The 22633-nt window shown below is 74.9% G+C and carries 19 protein-coding genes; 11 read left to right on the plus strand and 8 right to left on the minus strand.

From position 1 onward, the window contains the following. Positions 1–118: 118 nt before the first annotated feature. Positions 119–706 (minus strand): TetR/AcrR family transcriptional regulator, encoded by a 588-nt coding sequence (locus tag ACFVN3_RS09075; RefSeq protein ID WP_378232463.1) that lies wholly within the window; start codon positions 704–706, stop codon positions 119–121. Between the two features lie 109 nt (positions 707–815). On the opposite strand from ACFVN3_RS09075, the gene ACFVN3_RS09080 reads away from it, so the two are divergent. Next, positions 816–1226 carry a hypothetical protein gene (locus ACFVN3_RS09080; RefSeq protein WP_378232464.1) on the plus strand — a complete coding sequence of 137 codons (411 nt, stop codon included), beginning with the start codon at positions 816–818 and terminating at the stop codon, positions 1224–1226. Positions 1227–1305: 79 nt separating this feature from the next. Then, on the plus strand, positions 1306–1671 hold the full coding sequence (locus ACFVN3_RS09085) for an Imm51 family immunity protein (protein ID WP_378232465.1): 366 nt from the start codon (positions 1306–1308) through the stop codon (positions 1669–1671). 69 nt (positions 1672–1740) lie between these two features. Here the strand turns inward: ACFVN3_RS09085 and ACFVN3_RS09090 are convergent, their stop codons facing one another. After that, on the minus strand, positions 1741–2664 hold the full coding sequence (locus ACFVN3_RS09090) for an MBL fold metallo-hydrolase (protein ID WP_378232466.1): 924 nt from the start codon (positions 2662–2664) through the stop codon (positions 1741–1743). 142 nt (positions 2665–2806) lie between these two features. On the opposite strand from ACFVN3_RS09090, the gene ACFVN3_RS09095 reads away from it, so the two are divergent. The 4 genes from ACFVN3_RS09095 (at position 2807) to ACFVN3_RS09110 (ending at position 7618) form a co-directional block, all read left to right on the plus strand. Then, on the plus strand, positions 2807–5641 hold the full coding sequence (locus ACFVN3_RS09095) for a DNA translocase FtsK 4TM domain-containing protein (protein WP_378232467.1): 2835 nt from the start codon (positions 2807–2809) through the stop codon (positions 5639–5641). Positions 5642–5736: 95 nt separating this feature from the next. After that, positions 5737–6366 (plus strand): CDP-diacylglycerol--glycerol-3-phosphate 3-phosphatidyltransferase, encoded by a 630-nt coding sequence (gene pgsA, locus ACFVN3_RS09100; protein ID WP_378232468.1) that lies wholly within the window; start codon positions 5737–5739, stop codon positions 6364–6366. Further along, on the plus strand, positions 6363–6917 hold the full coding sequence (locus ACFVN3_RS09105; RefSeq protein ID WP_378232469.1) for a CinA family protein: 555 nt from the start codon (positions 6363–6365) through the stop codon (positions 6915–6917). The genes pgsA and ACFVN3_RS09105 overlap by 4 nt, the downstream gene beginning before the upstream one ends. Before the next feature lie 359 nt (positions 6918–7276). Then, the gene (locus ACFVN3_RS09110; protein ID WP_047234712.1) at positions 7277–7618 is read left to right on the plus strand and encodes a helix-turn-helix domain-containing protein; all 342 of its coding nucleotides are present in this window, start codon (positions 7277–7279) and stop codon (positions 7616–7618) included. 51 nt (positions 7619–7669) lie between these two features. On the opposite strand, the gene ACFVN3_RS09115 is transcribed toward ACFVN3_RS09110, so the two are convergent. Then, complete coding sequence (locus tag ACFVN3_RS09115) at positions 7670–8509, minus strand: DNA-formamidopyrimidine glycosylase family protein (RefSeq protein ID WP_378232470.1); 840 nt, start codon at positions 8507–8509, stop codon at positions 7670–7672. Positions 8510–8574: 65 nt separating this feature from the next. After that, entirely contained in the window at positions 8575–13701 is a 5127-nt protein-coding gene (locus tag ACFVN3_RS09120) for a DEAD/DEAH box helicase (RefSeq protein ID WP_378232472.1), read from the minus strand. Between the two features lie 133 nt (positions 13702–13834). Here ACFVN3_RS09120 and ACFVN3_RS09125 point away from each other — a divergent pair, with 133 nt between their 5' ends. The 5 genes from ACFVN3_RS09125 (at position 13835) to ACFVN3_RS09145 (ending at position 19071) form a co-directional block, all read left to right on the plus strand. After that, positions 13835–14068 (plus strand): DUF3046 domain-containing protein, encoded by a 234-nt coding sequence (locus ACFVN3_RS09125; RefSeq protein WP_378232473.1) that lies wholly within the window; start codon positions 13835–13837, stop codon positions 14066–14068. A 68-nt stretch (positions 14069–14136) separates the two neighbouring features. Then, positions 14137–16317, plus strand: a complete 2181-nt coding sequence (locus ACFVN3_RS09130) for an alkaline phosphatase family protein (protein WP_378232474.1) — start codon at positions 14137–14139, stop codon at positions 16315–16317. Then, on the plus strand, positions 16314–17117 hold the full coding sequence (locus ACFVN3_RS09135; RefSeq protein ID WP_378232476.1) for an MBL fold metallo-hydrolase: 804 nt from the start codon (positions 16314–16316) through the stop codon (positions 17115–17117). Before ACFVN3_RS09130 ends, ACFVN3_RS09135 begins: the two co-directional genes overlap by 4 nt. 209 nt (positions 17118–17326) lie before the next feature. Beyond that, positions 17327–18445 (plus strand): recombinase RecA, encoded by a 1119-nt coding sequence (gene recA, locus ACFVN3_RS09140; protein ID WP_378232477.1) that lies wholly within the window; start codon positions 17327–17329, stop codon positions 18443–18445. 116 nt (positions 18446–18561) lie between these two features. After that, a complete protein-coding gene (locus ACFVN3_RS09145) occupies positions 18562–19071 on the plus strand; it encodes a regulatory protein RecX (protein ID WP_378232478.1) in 510 nt (169 codons plus the stop codon). A 5-nt stretch (positions 19072–19076) separates the two neighbouring features. Here ACFVN3_RS09145 and ACFVN3_RS09150 read toward each other — a convergent pair whose 3' ends face one another. From ACFVN3_RS09150 to ACFVN3_RS09165, 4 genes are all read right to left on the minus strand, one after another. Continuing rightward, positions 19077–19979 carry an amino acid ABC transporter permease gene (locus tag ACFVN3_RS09150; protein ID WP_087471782.1) on the minus strand — a complete coding sequence of 301 codons (903 nt, stop codon included), beginning with the start codon at positions 19977–19979 and terminating at the stop codon, positions 19077–19079. Further along, positions 19976–20665, minus strand: coding sequence for an amino acid ABC transporter permease (locus ACFVN3_RS09155; protein WP_047233748.1), 690 nt, complete (start codon positions 20663–20665; stop codon positions 19976–19978). The genes ACFVN3_RS09150 and ACFVN3_RS09155 overlap by 4 nt, the downstream gene beginning before the upstream one ends. Positions 20666–20764: 99 nt before the next feature. After that, the gene (locus ACFVN3_RS09160) at positions 20765–21640 is read right to left on the minus strand and encodes a glutamate ABC transporter substrate-binding protein (RefSeq protein WP_378232480.1); all 876 of its coding nucleotides are present in this window, start codon (positions 21638–21640) and stop codon (positions 20765–20767) included. A gap of 103 nt (positions 21641–21743) precedes the next feature. After that, positions 21744–22562, minus strand: coding sequence for an amino acid ABC transporter ATP-binding protein (locus ACFVN3_RS09165; RefSeq protein WP_378232481.1), 819 nt, complete (start codon positions 22560–22562; stop codon positions 21744–21746). Positions 22563–22633: the final 71 nt, after the last annotated feature.

The raw sequence follows: 22633 nt of genomic DNA on the forward strand, positions 1-22633 counted from the left end.
GGGGGGGGGGTCGGCCCGGGCCGGCGTGGGGGGTGGGTGGGGGTTGTGGGTGTGGGGGCCCCGGGGGGGGGGGGCGGGCGCGCCCCAACTACCCACCTCTCGGGACCCGACGGCCTCGCTACGTCCCGGTGCGCCGGACCAGCCCGGGACCGACGGCGGCGAGCGTCGCGCCGTAGCGTGCGGCGCGCTCCGTGTCGTCGCCGGGGACGAGGCCGGCAAGCTCGAGCGATACCAGGCCGTGCACGAGTCCCCACAGCCCGAGCGCGACGTCGTCGGCGGCCGTCGCGTCCGGCACGAGCCGTGCGACCGCGTCGCGCAGCACGAGGAACGTCGCCTCCTCGACGGCACGCGGGCGGTCCGCGCCGGGCCGGACGCCGCGCGCGAACATCACGGCGTAGAAGTGCGGGTCCGTGAGGGCGAACGCCCGGTAGGCGCTGCCGAGCGCGGCGAGGTCGGCACCCGGGTCGTCGGTCCGCTCGACGGCCGCCAGGTGGGCCGCGAACCGCCGGAAGCCCTCCGCCGACACGGCGGCCACGAGCTCGTCGCGGCTGCCGAAGAGCGCGTACACGGCCGACGGGCTCGTCCCCGCGGCCGTCGCCACCGAGCGGACCGTCACGGCACCCTCGCCGTGCTCGGAGATGGCTCGGGACGCCACGTCGAGGAGGCGGTCGCGGAGGGCGTCGTCGTGCAGTCGAGGTCGTGCCACGCGACGAGTCTAGAGGGCTTGACACGGGTTTGCGAACGCTGTTCTATAACAGTGTTCGTAAACCCGCGGCGTGCCGTGCGCCGAGTGTCCCGCCAGCTCAGGAGGTCCCGTGCTCGAGCTCACTGACGCCGCCCGCATCACCGCGGGCGTCGTCCTCCTCACGGTCGTCGGCATCGAGTCCGGCGGCGCGTTCCTCGTCAAGGTCGTCACGCGGCGGGTGCCGGCGACGGGCTTCCAGACCTCCTTCTTCCGCGCCGGGCACGCGCACGCGGGCGTGCTCGTCATCCTGGGGCTCGTGTGCCTGCTGCTCACGGAGGCCACCGACCTCGCGGGCTTCTGGCGGTGGCTCGCCGCCACCGGGGTGCTCGTCGCCGCGATCCTGCTGCCCGCCGGGTTCTTCCTCTCCGCCGTGGGCGCGGGGCGCGAGGCGCCGAACCGGGCCGTCGTGCTGCTCCCGGCCGGCGGCGTGGTCCTCGCGGCAGGCGTCGTGACGCTCGCGATCGGGCTCTTCCTCGGGTGACGACGGCACGGCCCGGGCTCGGCCGGCGTCCCCGGAGGTCCGCCGCGGCGTCGTGGGTGGTCGCCGCTACGGTTCCCGCATGACGAACGCCGAGGACTTCGCCCCGCTCGACCCCGTCCACCTCGTGACCCAGGCGGAGGGGTGGAGCATCATCTACTCGCCCGGCGGTCCGGAGTGGCACCAGCACAAGGGCGCCCTCGAGCGGCACGGCATCGAGGGCTCCGGGTACGACTTCTCCGGCGCGCTCCGGGCCACGCTGACCGACCACGAGCCGAGCGTCCTGGACGCGGTCGGGTTCGACCCCGAGGGCGGCATGGTGAGCGTCTATGGGTCGGACCTCGGCGCGCTGCACGCCGCGGCACGGCACCTGCACCGCCTGGTCACCGACGAGCAGGCGCTCGACGCGGCGCTCGCCCGATCCGTGGAGCTCGGGCTCGACGACTGAGCCCGGCGGCCTGCGTCGGCAGCGCGCCGGGTCGCGGCGCGCACCGTCCGGGGGAGGGGCGGGGCGGCTTCAGCGCGCGCGCAGCGCCTCGAGCTGCGCGTCGTGCCACTCGGCGACGTAGCCCGCGAGCCGACGGTCGTCGGGCATGGCCCCGCCGCGGAGAGCGGCGTCCAGCGCGTCGAGGTACGCACGGTCGGCTGCGAACCGCGCGGAGACCGCGGCACGGCCGACGGCGGGGCTTCCGTGGCCCGGGACGAGCGCGTCCACGCCACGCGCGGCGAGCTCGAGCGCGTCGAGCGCACCCCGGTAGACGGCGACGGGGTCGCGGGCGTCGGTGTCGACGAGCGGTACCTCGACGTCGGAGAGCATGTCGCCCGCCACGAGCACGCTCCCGTCCGGCGTGCGCACCACGAGCGCGGCATGGCCCGGCGCGTGGGCGTCGTGCTCGACGACGGTCACCGACCTCGGGCCGGTCGGTGCGGCGTCGGGCCAGGGGACCCGGCGTGCGCCGCGGGGGAGCGGGGTCAGCGCGCCCACGAGCGCGGGGTCGTGGCCGGGCGCGGCGGCCTCGGTCGACGCGAGGACCGCGGTCCGCCGCCGCTGCGTCGCGTCGGCGGTGCGCGCGGTCGCCCAGCGGGGCGCGTCGCCGAGCCTGGGCGACCACAGCACGTGGTCCCAGTGCGGGTGCGTCGCGAACCCGGCGGTCACGCGCCAGCCGCGCGCCCGGATCGCGGCGGCGAGCCCCTCGACCTCGGCGACTGTCACCGCCGGGTCCACGACCAGCGCCTGGCCGTCCGGAGCGGTGACGACGGTCGACGTCGTCGTCCAGATCTCCGCCGTCGCGACCCAGACCCCGGGGACCACCTCGACGAGGTCGCGCTCTCGCGGCACGGTGGTGGCCCCGGGCGGGGCGACAGGGTCCGGGTCGGCCGGTGGTTCGCTCGGTCCACCGCTCGGTGCGTCGCTGCGCTCGACGTGCGTCGGGTCGTGCACGGTTCCTCCGGTCCTCGTCGCTCCCGGTCGTCGATCAGGGTCGTCGCTCGTGGGGCGGTGGGCCGCGCTGCTCCAGCCCGTCCGGGACACGCGCCGCCGGGTCCGCGTCCGTGTCGTCCCCCGCAGGTAGGTTAGGACCACTATGGCGACCCGCACGTCCCCGCAGGCACGTCGGACCGCGAGCAACCGCACGCCAGCGCCCCGCACCTCGGCGCGCGGCGGTTCGTCCTCGGCCCGCGGCACGTCGCGCGCCGGTACCGGTCGAGGGCGGTCTACCTCCGCCGCGACGCGCCGGCCCGCCCGGCGCCCGGCGTCGGGGCCGCCGTGGCCCGTCCGCGCGGTGCGGGCGGTCTGGCTCGGCGCCGCGCACGGCCTCGGGGCCCTTGTGCGCACCATCGGAAAGGGAGCGAGAGAGCTGGACCCGGCACACCGGCGCGACGGCGTCGCGTTCTTCCTCATCGCCCTTGCGGTCGTCGTCGCGGCCCGCGAGTGGTGGGGCATCCAGGGCACCTTCGGCCTGGTCGTCCACGGCGTCGTCGCCGGCACCTTCGGGCTCGCGGGCGTCGCGGTGCCCGTCCTGCTGCTCTGGCTCGCCGTGCGCATCATGCGGCATCCCGAGCGCGCCCAGGCGAACTCGCGCGTCGCCATCGGGCTCACCCTCATCGTCGTGTCGGTGTGCTCGCTCGTGCACATCTCCGAGGACCTCCCGGCGCCGCGCGACGGCTTCGAGGCGGTGCAGGACGCGGGCGGCATCGTCGGCTACCTCGCCGCGACGCCCGTGACCACCGGGCTCACGCCCTGGTTCGCCGTCCCCATCTTCCTGCTGCTCGGCTTCTTCGGGCTCCTCGTCGTCACCGCGACCCCGGTGCACCGGATCCCGAGCCGGCTGCGCGGCCTCTACGACGTGCTCACGGGCAACCACCGCGCGGACGACGAGGAGCTGGACGCCGACGGGCTCGCGCTCGCCGAGGGTGTCTCGCGCCATGACGGCACGGACGTGCCGGCGGGACGGCGCCCGCGCAAGCCCCGGAAGACCAAGGCGCAGCGCGCGGCGGAGGCCGCCGAGATCGAGAAGCCCGAGGGCGGGTTCTCGGGCGACGAGGCGTTCGAGACGGCGGCGTTCCTCGACTACGAGGAGGACGCGCCTCGTGGCCGGGGCAGGAAGCGCCGCGGCGACGACCCGGCGCCCGGCACCGCACCGACCGAGGCGGTGCCCGCCGTCGGGCAGGGCGCCGCGCAGGACACCGCGGCCGCCGCGATGGGCGCCGTCGCGCCCGCCCCCGGCGACGGCGCGGGCAGCGTGCCGCCGCCCCCGCCCAGCAGCCCCGTGCCGCGCGGTGTGCAGCCGATGCTCGAGGGCGACACCGTCTACCTCCTGCCCAACGAGGACTCCCTCGTCAAGGGCGCGCCGCACAAGGTGCGCTCCGCCGCGAACGACCGCGTCGTCGAGGCGCTGACCCAGACGTTCGAGCAGTTCGAGGTCGACGCGAAGGTCACCGGCTTCACGCGCGGCCCGACGGTCACGCGCTACGAGGTCGAGGTCGGCCCCAAGGTCAAGGTCGAGCGCATCACGTCGCTCTCGAACAACATCGCCTACGCGGTCGCGAGCGCGGACGTGCGCATCCTCGCGCCGATCCCCGGGAAGTCGGCGATCGGCATCGAGATCCCCAACACCGACCGCGAGACGGTCGTGCTCGGCGACGTGCTCCGCTCGTCGGCGGCGCGCCGGACCGAGCACCCCATGGTCATGGGCGTGGGCAAGGACGTCGAGGGCGGGTACGTCGTCGCGAACCTCGCCAAGATGCCGCACATCCTCGTCGCGGGCGCGACGGGCGCCGGCAAGTCGAGCTTCATCAACTCGATGATCACGTCGATCCTCATGCGCTCGACCCCCGAGCAGGTGCGTCTGGTGCTCGTGGACCCCAAGCGCGTCGAGCTGACGATCTACGAGGGCATCCCGCACCTCATCACGCCCATCATCACCAACCCGAAGAAGGCCGCCGAGGCCCTCGACTGGGTCGTGCGGGAGATGGACGCCCGGTACGACGACCTCGCCGCGTTCGGGTACAAGCACATCGACGACTTCAACGCCGCCGTGCGCTCGGGCAAGGTCAAGCCGCTGCCGGGATCGGAGCGCAAGATCGCGCCGTACCCGTACCTCCTCGTGGTCGTCGACGAGCTCGCGGACCTCATGATGGTCGCCCCGCGCGACGTCGAGGCGTCGATCCAGCGCATCACGCAGCTCGCGCGCGCCGCGGGCATCCACCTCGTGCTCGCGACGCAGCGGCCGTCGGTCGACGTCGTCACCGGCCTCATCAAGGCCAACGTGCCGTCGCGGCTCGCGTTCGCGACCTCCTCGCTCGCGGACTCGCGCGTCGTGCTCGACCAGCCGGGCGCCGAGAAGCTCATCGGCCAGGGTGACGCCCTGTTCCTCCCGATGGGCGCCGCGAAGCCCATGCGCGTCCAGGGCGCGTGGGTCTCCGAGTCCGAGGTGCACTCGGTCGTCGAGCACGTCAAGGGCCAGCTCAAGCCGGTCTACCGCGAGGACGTCACGCAGACCGCGGCGAAGAAGCAGGTCGACGAGGACATCGGCGACGACCTCGACCTGCTCCTCCAGGCGACGGAGCTCGTCGTGACCTCGCAGTTCGGCTCGACCTCGATGCTCCAGCGCAAGCTGCGCGTCGGGTTCGCCAAGGCGGGTCGCCTCATGGACCTCCTCGAGTCACGCGAGATCGTCGGCCCGTCCGAGGGGTCCAAGGCACGCGAGGTGCTCGTGACGCCCGAGGAACTGCCGTCGGCGCTCGCGCTGATCCGTGGCGAGCCGGCGCAGGACGTCTTCGACGGCCAGGCGCCCGCGCCCGCCGCGGCGCCGGGTGGCGGCGCGGGGCACGACTACGGCGAGGGCACCGAGGGGCACATGCCGCCGGTCGCGACGGACTACCACGACGGTGCGGACGTGGAGTCGGGCTGGCGCTGAGCGGGCACCGGGTCCCGGCCGAGCCGGCTGGGGGTGGGCGGTCGCGGCGGCGGACGACGGTCCGGGCACCCCTGAGGACCCCCTAGGCTGGTCACGTGGTCACCGCCGTCCCCTCGCCGTGGAACTCCGCGAACCTCGTCACCATGGCGAGGATCCTGCTCGTCCCGTTCTTCGCGTGGGCGCTCCTCGTCGACGGTGGGGAGTCCGTCACCTGGCGGCTCGTCGCGACGGGCATCTTCGTGCTGGCCGCGACGTCGGACCGGCTCGACGGCTACCTGGCGCGCAAGTACGACCTCGTCACGGACCTCGGCAAGCTCCTGGACCCGATCGCGGACAAGCTGCTCGTCGGCACCGCGCTCGTCCTGCTCGCGTGGCCGCTCGGCGAGCTGCCGTGGTGGGTGCCCGTGGTCGTGCTCGCGCGCGAGCTCGGCGTCACGCTCCTGCGGTTCGCGGTCCTCAAGTACGCGGTCATGCCCGCGTCGCGCGGCGGCAAGCTCAAGACGGTGCTCCAGACCGTCGCGATCACGCTCTTCCTGCTGCCCCTGTCGCACCTGCCGGCGTGGATCGGCGTCGTCGCCTGGGTCGTGCTCGCCGCGGCGATCCTCGTCACGGTCGTGACGGGGCTCGAGTACGCCTTCCAGGGCTGGCGGCTGCGGCGCGACGCGATCCGCGCGGCCCGCCTCGCCGAGCGCGGCGCGGCACCGGACGGCGCGTCGGCGTCGTGACCGGCGCGGGGCGCGACGCCGAGGGGGCGGAGAGCTCGCCCGCGCGACCGGACGTCGTCGGCCTCCTCGCGACGCTCGAGGCGCGGGGGTGGACGCTCGCGACGGCCGAGTCGCTCACCGGGGGACTCCTCTCCGCGACGATCGTCGACGTCCCCGGGGCCTCGCGCGTGCTCCGGGGCGCGGTCGTCGCCTACGCGACGGACGTCAAGCGATCGGTGCTCGGGGTCGACGGCGACCTCCTCGCGGCCCATGGGGCCGTCCACCCGGACGTCGCGCGCCAGATGGCGGAGCGGGTGCGGGAGGTGCTCGGGGCGGACGTCGGGGTCGCGACCACGGGCGTCGCCGGACCGGACCCGCAGGACGGCCGGCCACCGGGCACGGTGTTCGTCGCGGCGAGCGGTCCGCGAGGGACGCGCGTGCGGCGGCTGCACCTCGCCGGCGAGCGCGCGGCCGTCCGCGCCGGGACGGTCGTGGCGGCGATCGACCTCGCCCGCGCGATGGTCGACGGACCCGCCGGGGACGACGGCAGGCCGGGTGAAATCGGCGGGTGATCCGCGGTCGCCCGCGACGGGCGGCCGCCGTCTCCGGAGCGGCGCGTGGAGAGGTCGTGAACGTGCCGCGGGGGCTTCGCCGGGCCCGCAGGCGCGGGAACAAGGCCCCACGTCGGGACGTTGCACAGCACGTGATCGCCAACAGGACCGTCAACCGACCGGTGGGCCGCACGGACAACGCGCCGACGGCCGGTCCGGCACGCCGCACCGGAGACGTGAGCGGACCGCGGGCGGGGTACGGTAGGACGACCCCGTCACGCGGGGCAGTGAACAGGAAGACCGGCACGAGCAGTTCGCGCACCCAGGTGGGGGCCTCACCGGCACCCGGGGGCGCACGGGACACGGAAGGGGGTCGCCAGATGATTGTTCTTCGACGAGAGATCGGGGACGTGCTGCGAGACGCTCGCCAGCGACAGGGGCGCACCCTGCGAGAGGTGTCCTCCGCCGCACGGGTCTCGCTGGGCTACCTCAGCGAGGTCGAGCGCGGTCAGAAGGAAGCGTCGTCGGAGCTCCTCGGCTCGATCTGCGAGGCGCTGGACATCCCGATGTCGTTGGTGCTGCGCGAGGTCAGCGACCGGGTCGCCGTCGCCGAGGGTCTGCTCATCCCGGACACCATCCCGGCCGACTTCGCGACCGCGGTGCTCGGACGGCAGAACCCCGAGGGCACGGCACGACGAGAGGACCTGCAGCCCGTCGGCTGACGGTCCACACCGGGTCGCCCGGGAGCAGGTGCTGGGGCAGCGACGCCGCGGTCACCGGTTCGCGGGCGGCGCCTGGCACGAGGGACACCAGAAGATCGGACGGTCGTACGGCGGCTCGTTCGCCGTGCCTTCGACGACAGGCGTGCCGCACACGTGGCACGCCTTTCGTGTGCGCCCGTGCACGTGGCGCACGACGCCGGCGCGGGGGTCGAACCCGTGCCGCACGGTGCGCTGCATGAGCGCGCGGGCCGTCAGGAGGAGTCCTTCGAGGTCCTCGACGTCGCGCACGGGCGTCCACGGGTAGGTGCGCTCGGCGAAGAGCGACTCGGCCGTGTAGATCGTGCCGATCCCTGCGACGAGGTGCTGGTCGAGGAGAGCCTCCGCGACGGGGACGCCGGTCGCGGCCCGCTCCGGCCGGTGCCGGGGCCCGCTCCCGCCTGCCGCGTCGTCGGCCCGCATGCGCGCGACCGCCTCGGGCAGGCCGGTCTCCGGGAAGTCGTCGCCGAGCACGTCGGGTCCGAGGGGCCCGACGATCACCGGCTCGTCCGCGGTGCGCAGCACGTGCAGCATGCCGATCCGGTTCCCGACCGCCGTCCACCACTCGTTCGCGAGCACCACGCGGACGTTCGGCTCGGCTCCGCGCGCGTCCCGCGCACCCGTGCGCGCGATGCGCCACGACCCCTCCATGCGCAGGTGGGTGTGCAGCGACCGGCCGTCGTCGAGGCGCGTGAAGAGGTGCTTGCCGTACGCCACGTTCTCGACGACCGTCCGGCCGGTCAGGACGACCTCGGCGGCGCTCGGCCAGCGCAGCTCCGCTCGCACGAGGACCCGGCCGGCGAGGGCCTCGTCGAGCCGCGCGGACACGAGGCGCAGGATGTCACCCTCGGGCACGGCCGCACCCCCGGGTGGTCGCGAGGGGACGGCGGCGCGCGCGTCCCGTGCCCTCCGCCGTCACCTCAGGCCGCCCGCAGCCCGCGCGGCGTCGCGCGGAACCCGGCATCGAGGAGGGCGCGCACCGCGTCGTCCGCGGGTGTGGCCGTCGTGCCCGCACCGGCCAGCGCCTCGACGCCGTCCACCCGCTGCACGACGACCTTGCCGAGCCTCCCCGCGCGGACCGCCCGGACGAGCTCGGCGCTGGCCTCCGCGAGCCGCGGGCCGTCGACGAACGACAGGACGGACCTGCCACCGCGCTCGACGTACAGCGCGAGGTCGCCGTCGCTCAGCACGACGACGGCCCCGGCCTTGCGCCCGGGGCGGTGCCCGCGCGACGTGTCGGCACCGGTCGTCGCGCGGTCCGACGGCACGGCACCGCCGCCGGCCTGCGACGCGACGGTCGTGGTGGGCACAGCACCCGGCCCGACGGCGGCCGGTCGTGCCGGCCACGGCAGAGCGGCGCCGTAGGGGTTGGCGGGGTCGGTCGCGGCGAGGAGGACGGCTCCCGGGCGAGGACCGCCGCGCCCGGACCCGGTGCCGCCGAGCACCGGGCCGTCGAGCACGGCGTCGTCGAGCATCGGGTCGCCGGGCGCCGTGGCGAGACCGTGACCGGGGGCACGACGCAGGCCGCGGGCCGCGGACGCCTCGATCGCGCGCTCGCGGTCCTGCCCGTCGGTCCGGAGCTGGTCGACGGCGCCCGGGAGGGCGAACTGAGAGCCGCCGAGGTGCTCGACGAAGTACCCGCGCCGCGCGGCCCCGGTCGCCTCCAGCTCGCTGAGCACCCGGTACACGGCGCGGAACGATCCCGCCACGCCCTCGGCCGGCGCGACGGCGCGCGTCAGCACGCCGTGCCGGTCGAGCAGGACGCGCGCGAGCGCGTGCGCACGGCGGGTCGGGTCGCCCTCGCGTGCGGGCAGCGCCGACCAGCGGCCGGCGCCCCCGCGCAGGGTGGTGTCGGCGGAGACCGGAGGACGCAGCCCGGCGAACCGCCCGCGCCCGACCGGACGGGCACGGGCCGGCGCGCGGGGCGCGCGGTGCGCGCCGCCCCCGGCGCCGAGCCGGGCGCGCAGCGACCCCAGGCCGTCGTTCGTCACGTGGCCGGACCACACGAGGTCCCACAACGCCTCGAGCGTCGGACCGACGTCCGCGCCCGCCCGCTCCGCGAGCCGCGGGAGGAAGTACCCGCCCGAGCCGTCGAGCAGGTCGAGGAGGGTCGCGTGCAGCCCTGCCTCGGGAGCCGGCCCGGGGTCCGGGAGCGTGAGCGGCGCCCACTCCGCGAGGTGCAGGCTGACGAGCCCGTCGCCGCCCCCGGACCCTGGTAGGGCCGCATGGCCGCACCAGACGACCTCTCCGGTCGTCGTCAGCTCGTCGAGCATCGTCGGGGTGTAGTCGGTGACACGGGACGGCAGGACGAGCGTCTCGAGCGCCGACGCGGGCACGGCCGCTCCCGAGAGCTGCTCGACGACGCGCAGCAGGCCGTCGGTCCCGCGCAGCGCCCCGAGCCCCTGCCACCGCGGCAGGAAGACGCCCAGGGTCTCCGCGGGGACCGGCTCGACCTCCGCGCGCAGCGCCGCGAGCGAGCGGCGCCGCAGCACGCGCAGCACCTCCGCATCGCACCAGTCGTCCCCGGTGCCGCCGATCGACTCGGGCCGCAGGCGCCCCCGGACGACGAGGCGTGCCGCCTCGAGCCGTTCGAGCGTCTGCGCCACGACGGCGACGCCGAGGCCGAGGCGTGCGGCGAGGTCGGCGGCGGTGAACGGGCCGTGCGTGCGCGCGTGGCGGCGCACGAGGTCGCCCAGCGGGTCGGGGACGGGCTCGGTGAACACCTCGGGGATGCCGACGGGCAGCGCGACGCCGAGCGCGTCGCGCAGGCGGCCGGCGTCCTCGACGACGGCCCACTGCGTCGCTCGCTCGGGGGAGACCCCCGCGAGCCGTACCTGGATGACGCGGCGGGTCGCCTCGAGCTCGCGGAGCCAGCCCTCGGCGTCGTCGCGCACGTCCTCGCGCGTCCGGGCCGCGAGCTCCGCGCCGGTGAGCGGCCCGAGCCGGCGCAGCACGTCCCAGACGTCCTCGGCGTGGCGGGCCTGGCGCTCCGGCGCGAGCGCGCCGAGCTCGGCCTCGGTGCGCTCGATCTGCGCAGGGTCGAGCAGGTCCGCGAGCTGGGCCGCGACGCCGTCCCCGCCCAGCAGCTCGGCGAGGAGCGTCGGGTCGAGGGACAGCGCCGCCGCCCGACGCTCGGCGAGCGGGGCGTCACCGTCGTAGAGGAACTGCGCGGTGTACCCGAAGAGGAGGGACTGCGCGAAGGGCGAGGGCGTGGGCGTCGTGACCTCGACGAGGCGCACGCGCCCCGCCGCGAGGTCGCGCATGAGGTCGGTGAGCGCCGCGACGTCGAAGTCGTCCTGCAGGCACTCGCGCGCGGCCTCCAGCACGATGGGGAACTCGGGGTACTGCGACGCGACCGACAGGAGCTGCGCCGAGCGCTGGCGCTGCTGCCACAGCGGCTGGCGGCGGTCCGGGCGACGACGGGGGAGCAGGAGCGCGCGGGCCGCCGCCTCGCGGAACCGCGAGGCGAACATGACCGACCCGCCGAGCTCGTCGCGCACCGCGTCGAGCACCTCGTCGGGGTCGAGTAGCAGGTCCTCCACCGGGACGACGGGCGCCTCGCCGCCGAGCCCTCCCGTCCCGTCGCTCGACCCCTCCAGCCACGAGTCGCCGGTGTCCGGCAGGCGCAGGACGATCCCGTCGTCCGCGTGCATCGCCGCGGCGTCGACCCCGTACCGCTCGCGCAGCCGCGCGGCGAGCACGAGCGCCCACGGCGCGTGGACCTTGGCCCCGTACGGTGAGTGCACGACGACGCGCCAGTCGCCGAGCTCGTCGCGGAACCGCTCGACGACGACCGTCCGGTCGTCGGGCACGCGCCCGGTCGCGTCGCGCTGCTCACGGAGGTACGCGAGCAGGTTGTCGCTCGCCCACGCGTCGAGCCCGGCGGTGCGCAGCCGGTCGGCCGCGGCGTCGTGGTCGTCCGCCGCGAGCGTGTCGGTCTCGCGCACCCAGGCGCCGAGCGCCCGGCCGAGCTCGGCGGGCCGCCCGGGGGAGTCGCCCTTCCAGAAGGGCAGGCGCCCGGGGATGCCCGGCGCCGGCGTGACCAGCACGCGGTCCGGCGTGATGTCCTCGATGCGCCACGTGCTCGACCCGAGCGTGAACGTGTCGCCGACGCGCGACTCGTACACCATCTCCTCGTCGAGCTCGCCGACGCGCTTGCCGCCGCGCGGGGCACGCCCGCCCGCCGTGTCAGGATCGCCCGCCACACCTCCGGTCGCGGCGTCCGTGGCGAGGAAGACGCCGTACATACCGCGGTCGGGGATGGTCCCGCCGCTCGTCGCGGCGAGCCGCAGCGCGCCCGGGCGTCCCGTGAGCCGGCCCGACGCGCGGTCCCACACGATGCGCGCGCGCAGCTCGCCGAAGTCCTCGCTCGGGTAGCGCCCGGCGAGCATGTCCAGCACCGCGTGCAGCGACGCGTCCCCGAGGTGGGCGTAGGGCGCGCTGCGCCGCACGACGGTCGCGAGCTCGGCGACCGTCCACCCGTCGACCGCCACCATGGCCACGACCTGCTGCGCGAGCACGTCGAGGGGGTTCGCGAGCACGTGGAGCTCCTCGATGCCGCCCGTCCGCATGCGCTCGGCGACGACCGCGGAGGGCACGAGGTCGCCCCGGTGCGTCGGGAACACGACGCCGTGCGACACGGCGCCCACCTGGTGCCCCGCGCGCCCGATGCGCTGGAGCCCGGAGGCGACCGACGGCGGGGCGCCGACCTGCACCACGAGGTCGACCGCGCCCATGTCGATGCCGAGCTCGAGGCTCGACGTCGCGACGACAGCGGGCAGCCGTCCGTCCTTGAGCTCGGTCTCCGTGCGCGTGCGCTCCGCGCGGCTCATGGACCCGTGGTGGGCGCGCGCGATGACGGGCTCGACGCCGGAGCTCGCGCCCGACTGCGCCTGCACCTGCGCGGCGGTGATCGTGCCCGGGTCGAGGACGTCCTCGCCCTGGCGCTCCGCCCAGACCTCGTTCATGCGCGCCGTGAGCCGCTCGGCCCCGCGGCGCGAGTTCGTGAACACGAGGGTCGAGCGGTGGTCGGCGACCAGGTCGACGACGCGCTCCTCGACGTGCGGCCAGACCGACGGGCGGGGTGGCCGAACCTCCGGCGCCCCGGTCGGGCGGGACGTCGCGGGCCCGGAGAGGTCCCGTTCGCCCGGCGGCAGGGGCGGCAGCCCGCCCGCGGTCGTCGCTCCGGACGCCGCGCCACGCCCCCCGGGCCCGCTCGTCCCAGGGCGCGCACCGGCGTCGGGCACCAGGGCCGCCGTGCCGAGGTCCGCGAGGTCGGGGACGGGCACCACGACGTCGACCTCGATGCGCTTGCTCGCGGGCGGCTGCACGACGACCACCTCGCGACCCGCCTCCGCCTCCGGCCGGTGGCCGCCGAGGAACGTCGCGACGGCCTCGACGGGGCGGACCGTCGCCGAGAGCCCGATGCGCTGCGCGGGCGGACGGTCCTGCGCCTCGAGGAAGGCGTCGAGACGTTCGAGCGACACCGCGAGGTGCGCGCCGCGCTTGGTCCCTGCCACGGCGTGGATCTCGTCGACGATCACGGTCTCGACGCCCGCGAGCCCCGCGCGCGCCTGCGAGGTCAGCACGAGGAACAGCGACTCGGGCGTCGTGATGAGGATGTCCGGCGGGTGCGTCGCGAGGCGGCGGCGCTCGCTCGTGGGCGTGTCGCCCGTGCGGGTGCCGACGACGACGTCCGGCACGTCGAGCCCCAGACGCCCCGCGGCCTGGCGGATGCCCGCGAGCGGGGAGCGCAGGTTGCGCTCGACGTCCGCCGCGAGCGCCTTGAGCGGAGAGACGTACACGACGCGGCAGCGCTGCCCGCGCGCGAGCTCCTCGCCGGACGCCGGTGCGGCCATGATCCGGTCGAGCGACCACAGGAACGCCGCGAGCGTCTTGCCCGAGCCGGTCGGGGCGACGACGAGCGCGTGCCGGTCGCTCGACACCGCGTCCCACGCCCCCGCCTGCGCGGCGGTCGGGGCGTCGAACGCACCCGAGAACCAGGCGCGCGTGGGCGCGGCGAAGCGCGCGAGCGGATCCACGGTCACCCGGCCATTGTCGTCGTGCCCACCCACACGCGCCGCGTGACGGCGGACCGGCGGCCCGCCCGCGAGAGGGCGGCGGTCGGCCGGCAGGAGGGGGACGGGACGTCCGTCCGTCCGTCCGTGGGAGGCTGGTCCCGTGCGCTACCGCGAGTTCTCCGAGCTGGTCGACGAGGTGTTCGGCGCGTCCCTGGGACGCGCCTACGTCCGCGAGCAGGTGCTGTCCGTGCTCGACGACCGGACCGCCGCCCAGGCGCTCGAGGACGGTGTCGAGCCACGCGTCGTCTGGCACGCCCTGTGCGACGCGCTCGACGTGCCCGACGCGCGGCGCTGGGGCCAGGACGACCACCGCCAGGCCCCGCCGCGCCGCTGACCGGGCCCGCGGCGGCCGACCGGGGCGGCCGAGGGGCGCGACGGGCCGCGCGCCGCGATGATGGCCGCATGAGCGCTCCCGCCCGAGGCCGTGCCAGGGTCCGCGTGACCGCGGCCGACGTGCGCGGAGCGGTCTGGTCGCTCGTCTCGACGACCGTCGGCCTGGGGCTCGCGATCTGGTTCGTCCCCGGGGTCGAGGTCACCAACCCGTGGTCGCTCGTCCTCGCGGCGCTCGCGGTCGGGCTGGGCGACGTGCTCCTGCGCCCCGTGCTCCGGCGGCTCGCGCACCGGTTCGGCGTGGTCGGCGCGCTCGTGTCCGGAGTGGTGGCACAGCTCGCGGTCGCGTGGGCGTCGCTCACGTACCTGCCGGGGTTCCGGAGCGGCTCGTGGGTGGACGTGCTCGCGGTGCTCGTGCTCGCGGCTGTCCTCATGGCGCTCGGACGCTGGGTGGTCGGGGCGAGCGACAACGAGTACGTCCTCGGCGACCTGCTCCGGCGGGCGCGCCGGCAGGCCGGCGTGCCGCGACGCGACGCGAGGACGGCGGGCGCGGCCGAGCGCCCGGCGGGCCTGCTCGTCGTCCTGCTCGACGGCGTCGCGCGCCCCACGCTCGACTACGCGCTCCAGGCCGGCCTCGCCCCGACGCTCGCGCGCTGGCTGGGCAGCGGGAGCCACCACCTCACGACGTGGTGGGCGCGCGTGCCCGCGACGACGCCCGCCTCCACGATCGGTCTCCTGCACGGCTCGACGGAGCACGTGCCCGCGTTCCGCTGGTGGTCGCGCGCGCTCGGCCGGCTCGTCGTGACGAACCGCCCCGCCGACGCGGCGGCCGTCGAGGCACGGACGAGCGACGGTTCCGGGCTCCTCGCGGGCGGGGGAGTCGCCGTCTCGACCATGTTCTCCGGAGACGCGGCGACGAGCCTGCTCGTCATGAGCCGGGCGCGCGAGGGGCTCGGGCCCGGCCAGATGTTCGTGCACTTCTTCGCGAGCCCGTTCGTGCTCGTGCGTGCGGTCGTCGTCGCGCTCGGCGAGCTCCTCAAGGAGCTCTACCAGGGCTGGCAGCAGGCCGTGCGGGGCGTCGAGCCCCGGGTGTCGCGCCTCGGGTGGTACCCGGTGCTGCGCGCGGTGACCAACGTCGTGCTGCGCGACCTCAACACGACGCTCGTCGCGGAGCAGCTCGTGCGCGGGGCGCCGGTGGTGTGCGTCGACCTCGTCGACTACGACGAGATCGCCCACCACGCCGGACCGCTGCGCCCCGAGTCGCTGCGCGCGCTGGAGGGACTCGACCGGGTCGTCGGGCTCTGGGAGCAGGTCGCCGCCGTCGCGCCCCGCCGCTACGACGTCGTCGTGCTGTCCGACCACGGGCAGTCGCTCGGCTCCACGTTCGAGCAGGTCGAGGGCCGGTCCTTCCTCGACGAGGTCCGGCGCCTCATGGCGCTCGAGCCGGGCCCGCACGCCGGGGTCGGCCACGGCGAGGGAGACGCCCGGGCCGAGGGGCGCCGTCGGGCCACCTCGCCCGACAGCGAGTCGTGGGGCCCCGCCAACACCGCCCTCAACGCCCTGCGGCCGGGAGCGTCGGGCGAGGACGCCGCACGTCCGGGTCGGATGATGGTCGGCCCGGACCGGAGCGAGCGACGTCCTGGCGCCGAGGACGCCGCGCTGCCCGAGCTCCCGGAGGTCGCGGTCGTGGGGTCGGGCAACCTGGGCATGGTCTGGTTCCCGCGCGAGCCGCGCCGGCTCACGGGCACCGAGGTGCGCGAGCGGTGGCCGGGGCTGCTCCCGGGTCTCGTCGCGAACCCTGCCGTCGGTGTCGTGGTCGAGCGCGGGGCGGGCGGCGAGGTGCGGGCGCACGGCCGCGGCGGCTCGCGCGACCTGCGGACCGGGGAGGTCGTGGGGGAGGACCCGCTCGCGGGCTACGGGTCGCGCGCCGCGGCGGACCTGCTGCGCGTGGCGGGGCTGGAGGACGCGGGCGACCTCATGCTCGTCTCGCGCGTGGACGAGGTCGGGATGGTGCACGCGTTCGAGGGGCTGGTCGGGTCGCACGGCGGCCTCGGCGGGGCCCAGAACGAGGCCGTCCTGCTGCACCCCGCGCACCTCGGGCTGCCCGACGACGAGCTCGAGGACGTGGACGGGACGCCGATGCTCGTCGGCGCGGAGGCGGTGCACCGCCGGCTCGTCGCGTGGCTCGCCGACCTCGGCGTGCGACCGCCCGTCCCCGCCGAGGGAGCACCGGTGCGGGGGAACGGCTCGTGAGCGTGCGGGTGACGTGGCTCGGGCACTCGAGCGTCGTCCTCGACGTGCGGTCCGGACGCGCGGGGGCGCCGGCCGTCCGCCTCGTCACCGACCCGCTCCTGCACCGGCACGCGGGGATGCTGCGGCGGCGCGGGGAGCGGCCGGCCGCGGTGTGGCAGGACAGCGACGCCGTCCTGGTGTCCCACCTGCACCACGACCACGCCGAGCTGCGCTCGCTGCGTCTCCTCGGCGACGTGCCCGTGCTCACGGCCCCGGCGAACGCGCGGTGGCTGCGTGCCAAGGGTCTGCGCGGGGTGGGTCTCGACGACGCGTGGCACGCGGTCGGGCCGGACGTGGCGGGGGTCGAGGTGCGCCTCGTGACGGCGGTGCACGGGCACCGGCCGATGCCGCACCGGCCCAACGCGGCGAACGGGCACCTCGTGCGCGCGGACGGCCCGGGCGGGGTGCGGGCGTGGGCGGTCGGGGACACCGAGCACTACCCGGACATGGTCCACCTGCCGGCGCTCGCGGGCGGGCCGGTGGACGTCGCGCTCGTGCCCGTCGGCGGCTGGGGCCCCCGGCTCTCGGGCGGGCACCTCGGGCCCGCGCAGGCGGCGCGCGTGTGCGCCGAGGTGGGCGTGGGCGTCGCGATCCCCGTGCACTGGGGCACCCTCCACGCGCCGGGCGGGCGGCACGTCCCGCGCGGCTGGATGGACCACGCGGGGGCGGCGTTCGAGGCGGCCGTGCAGCGCGAGGCTCCCGGGACGCGCGTCGTGGTCCTGCGCCCGGGGGAGTCGTGGTCGTCGTCCGACGACGCGTGAGGGGCGCGGGCCGGACACGCCGAGGCGCGTTCCGGGATCGAACACGTGTTCGGCTAGAGTTGTGCACAGGGCCCGCCGCGGCGGGCCCAGGACGCTGGTCCGGCACGACGATCCACAGGCTCGAGGGGTCGCCGGAGCCGCGTGTCGGTGGCTGCCCGTAGCGTCGGGCCACAACGAACAGATGAACGTCGAACCGAAGGTGGACTGACATGCCCGCACCCGCAGACCGCGAGAAGGCGCTCGAGGCAGCCCTCGCCCAGATCGACCGGAGCTTCGGCAAGGGCTCCGTGATGCGCCTCGGCGAGGAGGGCCGCGCACCCGTCGAGGTCATCCCCACGGGTTCCATCGCGCTCGACATCGCGCTCGGCATCGGCGGCCTGCCGCGCGGGCGCGTCATCGAGGTGTACGGCCCGGAGTCCTCCGGCAAGACGACCGTCGCGCTGCACGCCGTCGCGAGCGCGCAGCGTGCGGGCGGCATCGCCGCGTTCATCGACGCCGAGCACGCCCTCGACCCGGAGTACGCCAAGAAGCTCGGCGTGGACACGGACGCGCTCCTGGTCTCCCAGCCGGACACCGGTGAGCAGGCGCTCGAGATCACGGACATGCTCATCCGCTCCGGCGCGCTCGACATCATCGTCATCGACTCCGTCGCGGCCCTCGTGCCCAAGGCGGAGATCGAGGGCGAGATGGGCGACAGCCACGTCGGTCTCCAGGCCCGCCTCATGTCGCAGGCGCTGCGCAAGATCACGGGCGCGCTCAGCGCGTCCGGGACCACCGCGATCTTCATCAACCAGCTCCGCGAGAAGATCGGCGTGTTCTTCGGCTCGCCCGAGACGACGACCGGTGGCAAGGCGCTGAAGTTCTACGCCTCCGTCCGCCTGGACATCCGTCGCATCGAGACCCTCAAGGAGGGCACCGACGCGGTCGGCAACCGGACCCGCGTCAAGGTCGTCAAGAACAAGATGGCCCCGCCCTTCAAGCAGGCCGAGTTCGACATCCTCTACGGCGTCGGCATCTCCCGCGAGGGTGGCCTCATCGACATGGGCGTGGAGCACGGGTTCGTGCGCAAGTCCGGGTCGTGGTTCACCTACGGCGGCGACCAGCTCGGTCAGGGCAAGGAGAACGCGCGCTCGTTCCTGCGCGACAACCCGGACCTCGCCAACGAGCTGGAGAAGAAGATCAAGGAGAAGCTCGGTGTCGGGGCCAAGATCGACGCTCCGGCCGACCCGGCCGCGGGCGTGACGGTCCCGGCCGACGCCGCTCCGGTCGCGCCCGCCGCGACCAAGGCCCCGGCCGCGGCCGCCAAGGGGAAGAAGTCGCCGTTCTGATCGAGGAGCGGGACGGGGACGAGGGCGTCGAGCCCTTCGACCCGCCGGAGGAGGACGACGGGCGCCGTCCCGGCCGCAAGGCCGGGCGGCGCCCGCGCCCGACCCTGCACGAGCTCGTGGAGCGCGGTGAGATCAGCGACGCCGACCTCGCCGAGCGCGCGCGCGAGACGGTGCTGCGCATCCTCACGGCTGCGCCGAAGAGCCGCGCGGAGCTCGCGCAGTCGCTCGCGCGCAAGGGCTACCCCGAGCACGTCGTGCTGCCGATCCTCGACCGGTTCGAGGAGGTCGGTCTCGTCGACGACGCGCAGTACGCCGAGTTGATCGTCCGCACCCGGCACGCCGAGCGCGGGCTGTCGCGCCGCGCGATCTCGACCGAGCTGCGGCGGCGCGGCATCGACGGCGAGGTCGGCGCCGCCGCGCTCGAGCAGGTCGACGACGACTCCGAGGCCGACGCGGCCCTCGAGCTCGCCCGCACGCGCCTCGCGCGCACGCGCGGCCTCGACCGCGACGTGCGCGTGCGCCGGACCGTCGGGGCGCTCGCCCGCAAGGGCTACAGCCCGTCGCTGGCGTTCGAGATCGTCCAGCGGGAGCTCGACGCCGAGACGGCTGAGACTCCGCTCGACTGAGGCCGTCAACGGGTGACGGAGACCGCCGGTGCGTCCTCGGTCGGCCCGCCCGCCACGACCGTGGGGTTGCCGATGCCCGGGCCGGCGGCCGTCGCGCCCGCGGTGCGGCCGCTGAGGAAGCGGGAGAGCCAGCGCGCCACGAGGGTCAGCAGCCAGTTGATGACGATGAAGATCACCGCGGCGAGCACCAGCGACTGCAGGATGTTGCCGTTGCCGACGCCGTAGAGCTGCGCGGCCCGCAGGAGCTCGTTGTACGTGATGATCTGCCCGAGCGCGGAGTCCTTGAGGACGACGACGAGCTGTGAGACGAGCGCAGGGAGCATCGCGATGAGCGCCTGGGGGAGCTGGACCGAGCGCAGCGTCTGACCCTGGGTGAGCCCGATCGCGAGCCCGGCCTCGCCCTGGCCCTTCGGGAGGTTCCCGACGCCGGAGCGCACGAGCTCGGCGATGACGGAGCCGTTGTAGAGCACGAGCGCGAAGACCACGGCGAGGAACGGGGCGTCGTCGACGTTGTTGAAGCCCAGGAGCAGCCAGAAGAAGATCATCATGAGCAGCACGGGCACGGCCCGGAAGAACTCGACGACGATCCCGCACACGGTCCGCACCGCGCGCAGGTGCGACAGCCGGCCGGTGCCGAACAGGAGCCCGAACGCGAGCGCGCCGACGATGCCGAACGCGGCGGCGCGCAGCGTGTTCTGCAGACCGGGGATGAAGTAGTACTGCCACGCGTCGGCGGTGAACAGCGACGACCACAGCTCGGGGGCGAGCTGGCCCTTGTTGCCGAGCGCCACGAGCACGAGCGCGGCGATCCCGAGGACGACGATCGCGCCGACGATGTTGCCCAGCAGGATCGCGCGGCGCGCACGGGGACCCGGGGCGTCGAAGAGGACGGACTGCTGGGTGCTCATCGGCGGACCGCCAGTCGGTTGGAGAGGGACGTGGTGAGCAGGCCGATGGGGATGACGAGGATGACGTAGCCGATCGCGAACGTCAGGAAGATCCCGTAGATGTAGTTCGAGTTGAACTCGATCATGGTCTTCATGAGGCTCGAGGTCTCGGTCGTCACGCTCGCCGCCGCCGCGACGGTGGAGTTCTTCAGCAGCGCGATGAGCGTGTTGCCGAGCGGCGCGATCGAGCCGCGGAACGCCTGGGGCAGGATGATGAGCCGCGCCGCGGGCAGGAAGGACAGGCCGATCGCCCGCGCCGCCTCCGCCTGGCCGATCGGCACCGTGTTCACGCCCGACCGGATCGACTCGCACACGAACGCGGCGTGGTAGATCGCCAGGCCCACGACGGCGAGCCGGAAGAAGTTCGCCGCGAAGTCGGGGGCGAGCGTGACGTTGAGCTGGCCCCACAGGCCCAGCACCATGAACGTCATGATGATCGTCAGCGGCGTGTTGCGGAACACGTTGACGTACGCGGTCCCCGCCCAGCGCAGGCTCGGCACGGGGGAGATCCGCATGAGCGCGAGCGCCGTGCCGAGCACGAGCGACAGGATCGCCGCCCAGAACGTCAGCTGGATGTTCACCCAGAACGCGCCGAGCACGTCGTACTCCCGGGCGAGCGCCCAGGTCTGCGACAGGTAGTCACCCACGGTTGGTGGTCCTCCGGGAGGGTACGTGCCGGGCCGAGTCGACGGCCCGGCGGTCGGGGGAGCGGCGCACCGACGCGCGGCTCCCCCGACCGTGGACGGTCAGGCGCAGGGGTCGACCGTCGGCGGGTTCTCGCTGGCGTTGGGCGTGTACCCGGTGCCCTCGGTGTTCTTGGTGACGAACTCCTCCCAGGAGCCGTCCTCGATCATCTTCTCGATCGCGGCGTTGACGTCCTCGCAGACGTCGTTGTCCTGCGGGAGCCCGACGCCGTAGCGCTCGGTCGAGAACGGCGCCCCGACGACCTTGACCTTGCCCGCGTTGGCGGGCTGGGCGGCGAGGCCCGCGAGGATGATGTCGTCGGTCGTGACGGCGTCGACCTGGCCCGCGGTGAGCGCGGTGACGCACTCGGCGTACCCGGGGCGCTCGAGGAGCTGCACGCCGGCGGCGTACTCGTCCTTGATGCGCTGCGCGGACGTCGAGCCCGTGACGGAGCACAGGTTCTTGCCCTCGAGCGACTCGGGCCCCGTGATGTCCGTGTTGTCCTCGGCGACGAGCAGGTCCTGCCCGGCCACGAAGTACGGCCCGGCGAACGCGACCGTCTCCTTGCGCGTGTCGGTGATGGAGTAGGTCGCGAAGATCATGTCGACCTGACCGGTCTGGAGCATCGTCTCGCGCTGGGCGGACGGCGCCTCGACCCACTCGATCTGGTCCTCGCCGTAGCCGAGCTCGCCTGCCACGTAGGTGGCGACGTCGACGTCGAAGCCCGTGTAGGTGGAGCCGTCCTGGTAGCCGAGCCCCGGCTGGTCGAACTTGATGCCGATCTTGATCGAGCCCTCGGCGCCACCGCCCGTGTCGCCCGAGTCGGTGGCTCCGTCGGTCGCGGTGTCCTCGCCGCCGACCTCGCCGCCGCCGCACGCCGCGAGCGTGAGCGCGGTGAGAGCAGCCAGCACGGCAGCACCTGCGTGTCGTGTGCGCATCGTTCCTACCCTTCGTGAGTGGTGGCCGCCCGCCGAAGGTGTGCCTCGACGGTCGACCGGGTTCTGGGGCTGTCGGGCCGGGCCCGTAGGTGCCCGGCGGGCTTCAGTGGGTGAGGATCTTCGAGAGGAAGTCCTTGGCGCGGTCGCTCTTCGGCGCCGTGAAGAACTCCTCGGGGTGGGCCTCCTCGACGATCTGGCCGTCGGCCATGAAGACGACCCGGTTCGCGGCCTTGCGGGCGAAGCCCATCTCGTGCGTGACGACGATCATCGTCATGCCCTCCTTGGCGAGGGCGACCATGACGTCGAGGACCTCGTTGATCATCTCGGGGTCGAGCGCCGAGGTGGGCTCGTCGAAGAGCATGACCTTCGGCTGCATCGCGAGCGCACGGGCGATGGCGACGCGCTGCTGCTGCCCGCCGGAGAGCTGGGCGGGCATCTTCTGCGCCTGGTTCATCACGCCGACGCGGTCGAGCAGCGCGAGCGCGCGGTCCTTCGCGACCTTCCCCTTCTCGCGCCGCACCTTGACGGGACCCAGCGTGACGTTGTCGAGGATCGTCTTGTGCGCGAAGAGGTTGAAGGACTGGAAGACCATCCCGACGTCGGAGCGCAGCCGGGCGAGCTCCTTGCCCTCCTCGGGCAGGGGCTGCCCGTCGACGCGGATCTCCCCGGAGTCGATCGTCTCCAGCCGGTTGATCGCCCGGCACAGCGTCGACTTGCCGGAGCCTGACGGGCCGATGACGACGAGCACCTCGCCGCGCCGGACCGTGAGGTTGATGTCCCGCAGCACGTGCAGGTCGCCGAAGTGCTTGTTGACGTCGCGCAGCTCGACGAGCGGCTCGCCGAGGTCCTGCTCGGCGGGGAGGGGCTGAGCGTCCTGCGCGCTGCGCTGCGCGTCGGACGGCGAAGAGGTTTCGTCGGCCATTCCTGGACACTATGTCCCTTCTGTTGCACGGTGCCACCTCATCCGGCAACAGTCGGGCAACAGTTCAGTAA

The sequence above is a fragment of the Cellulosimicrobium sp. NPDC057862 genome (assembly GCF_042797035.1).
In the GTDB taxonomy this organism is placed as follows: domain Bacteria; phylum Actinomycetota; class Actinomycetes; order Actinomycetales; family Cellulomonadaceae; genus Cellulosimicrobium.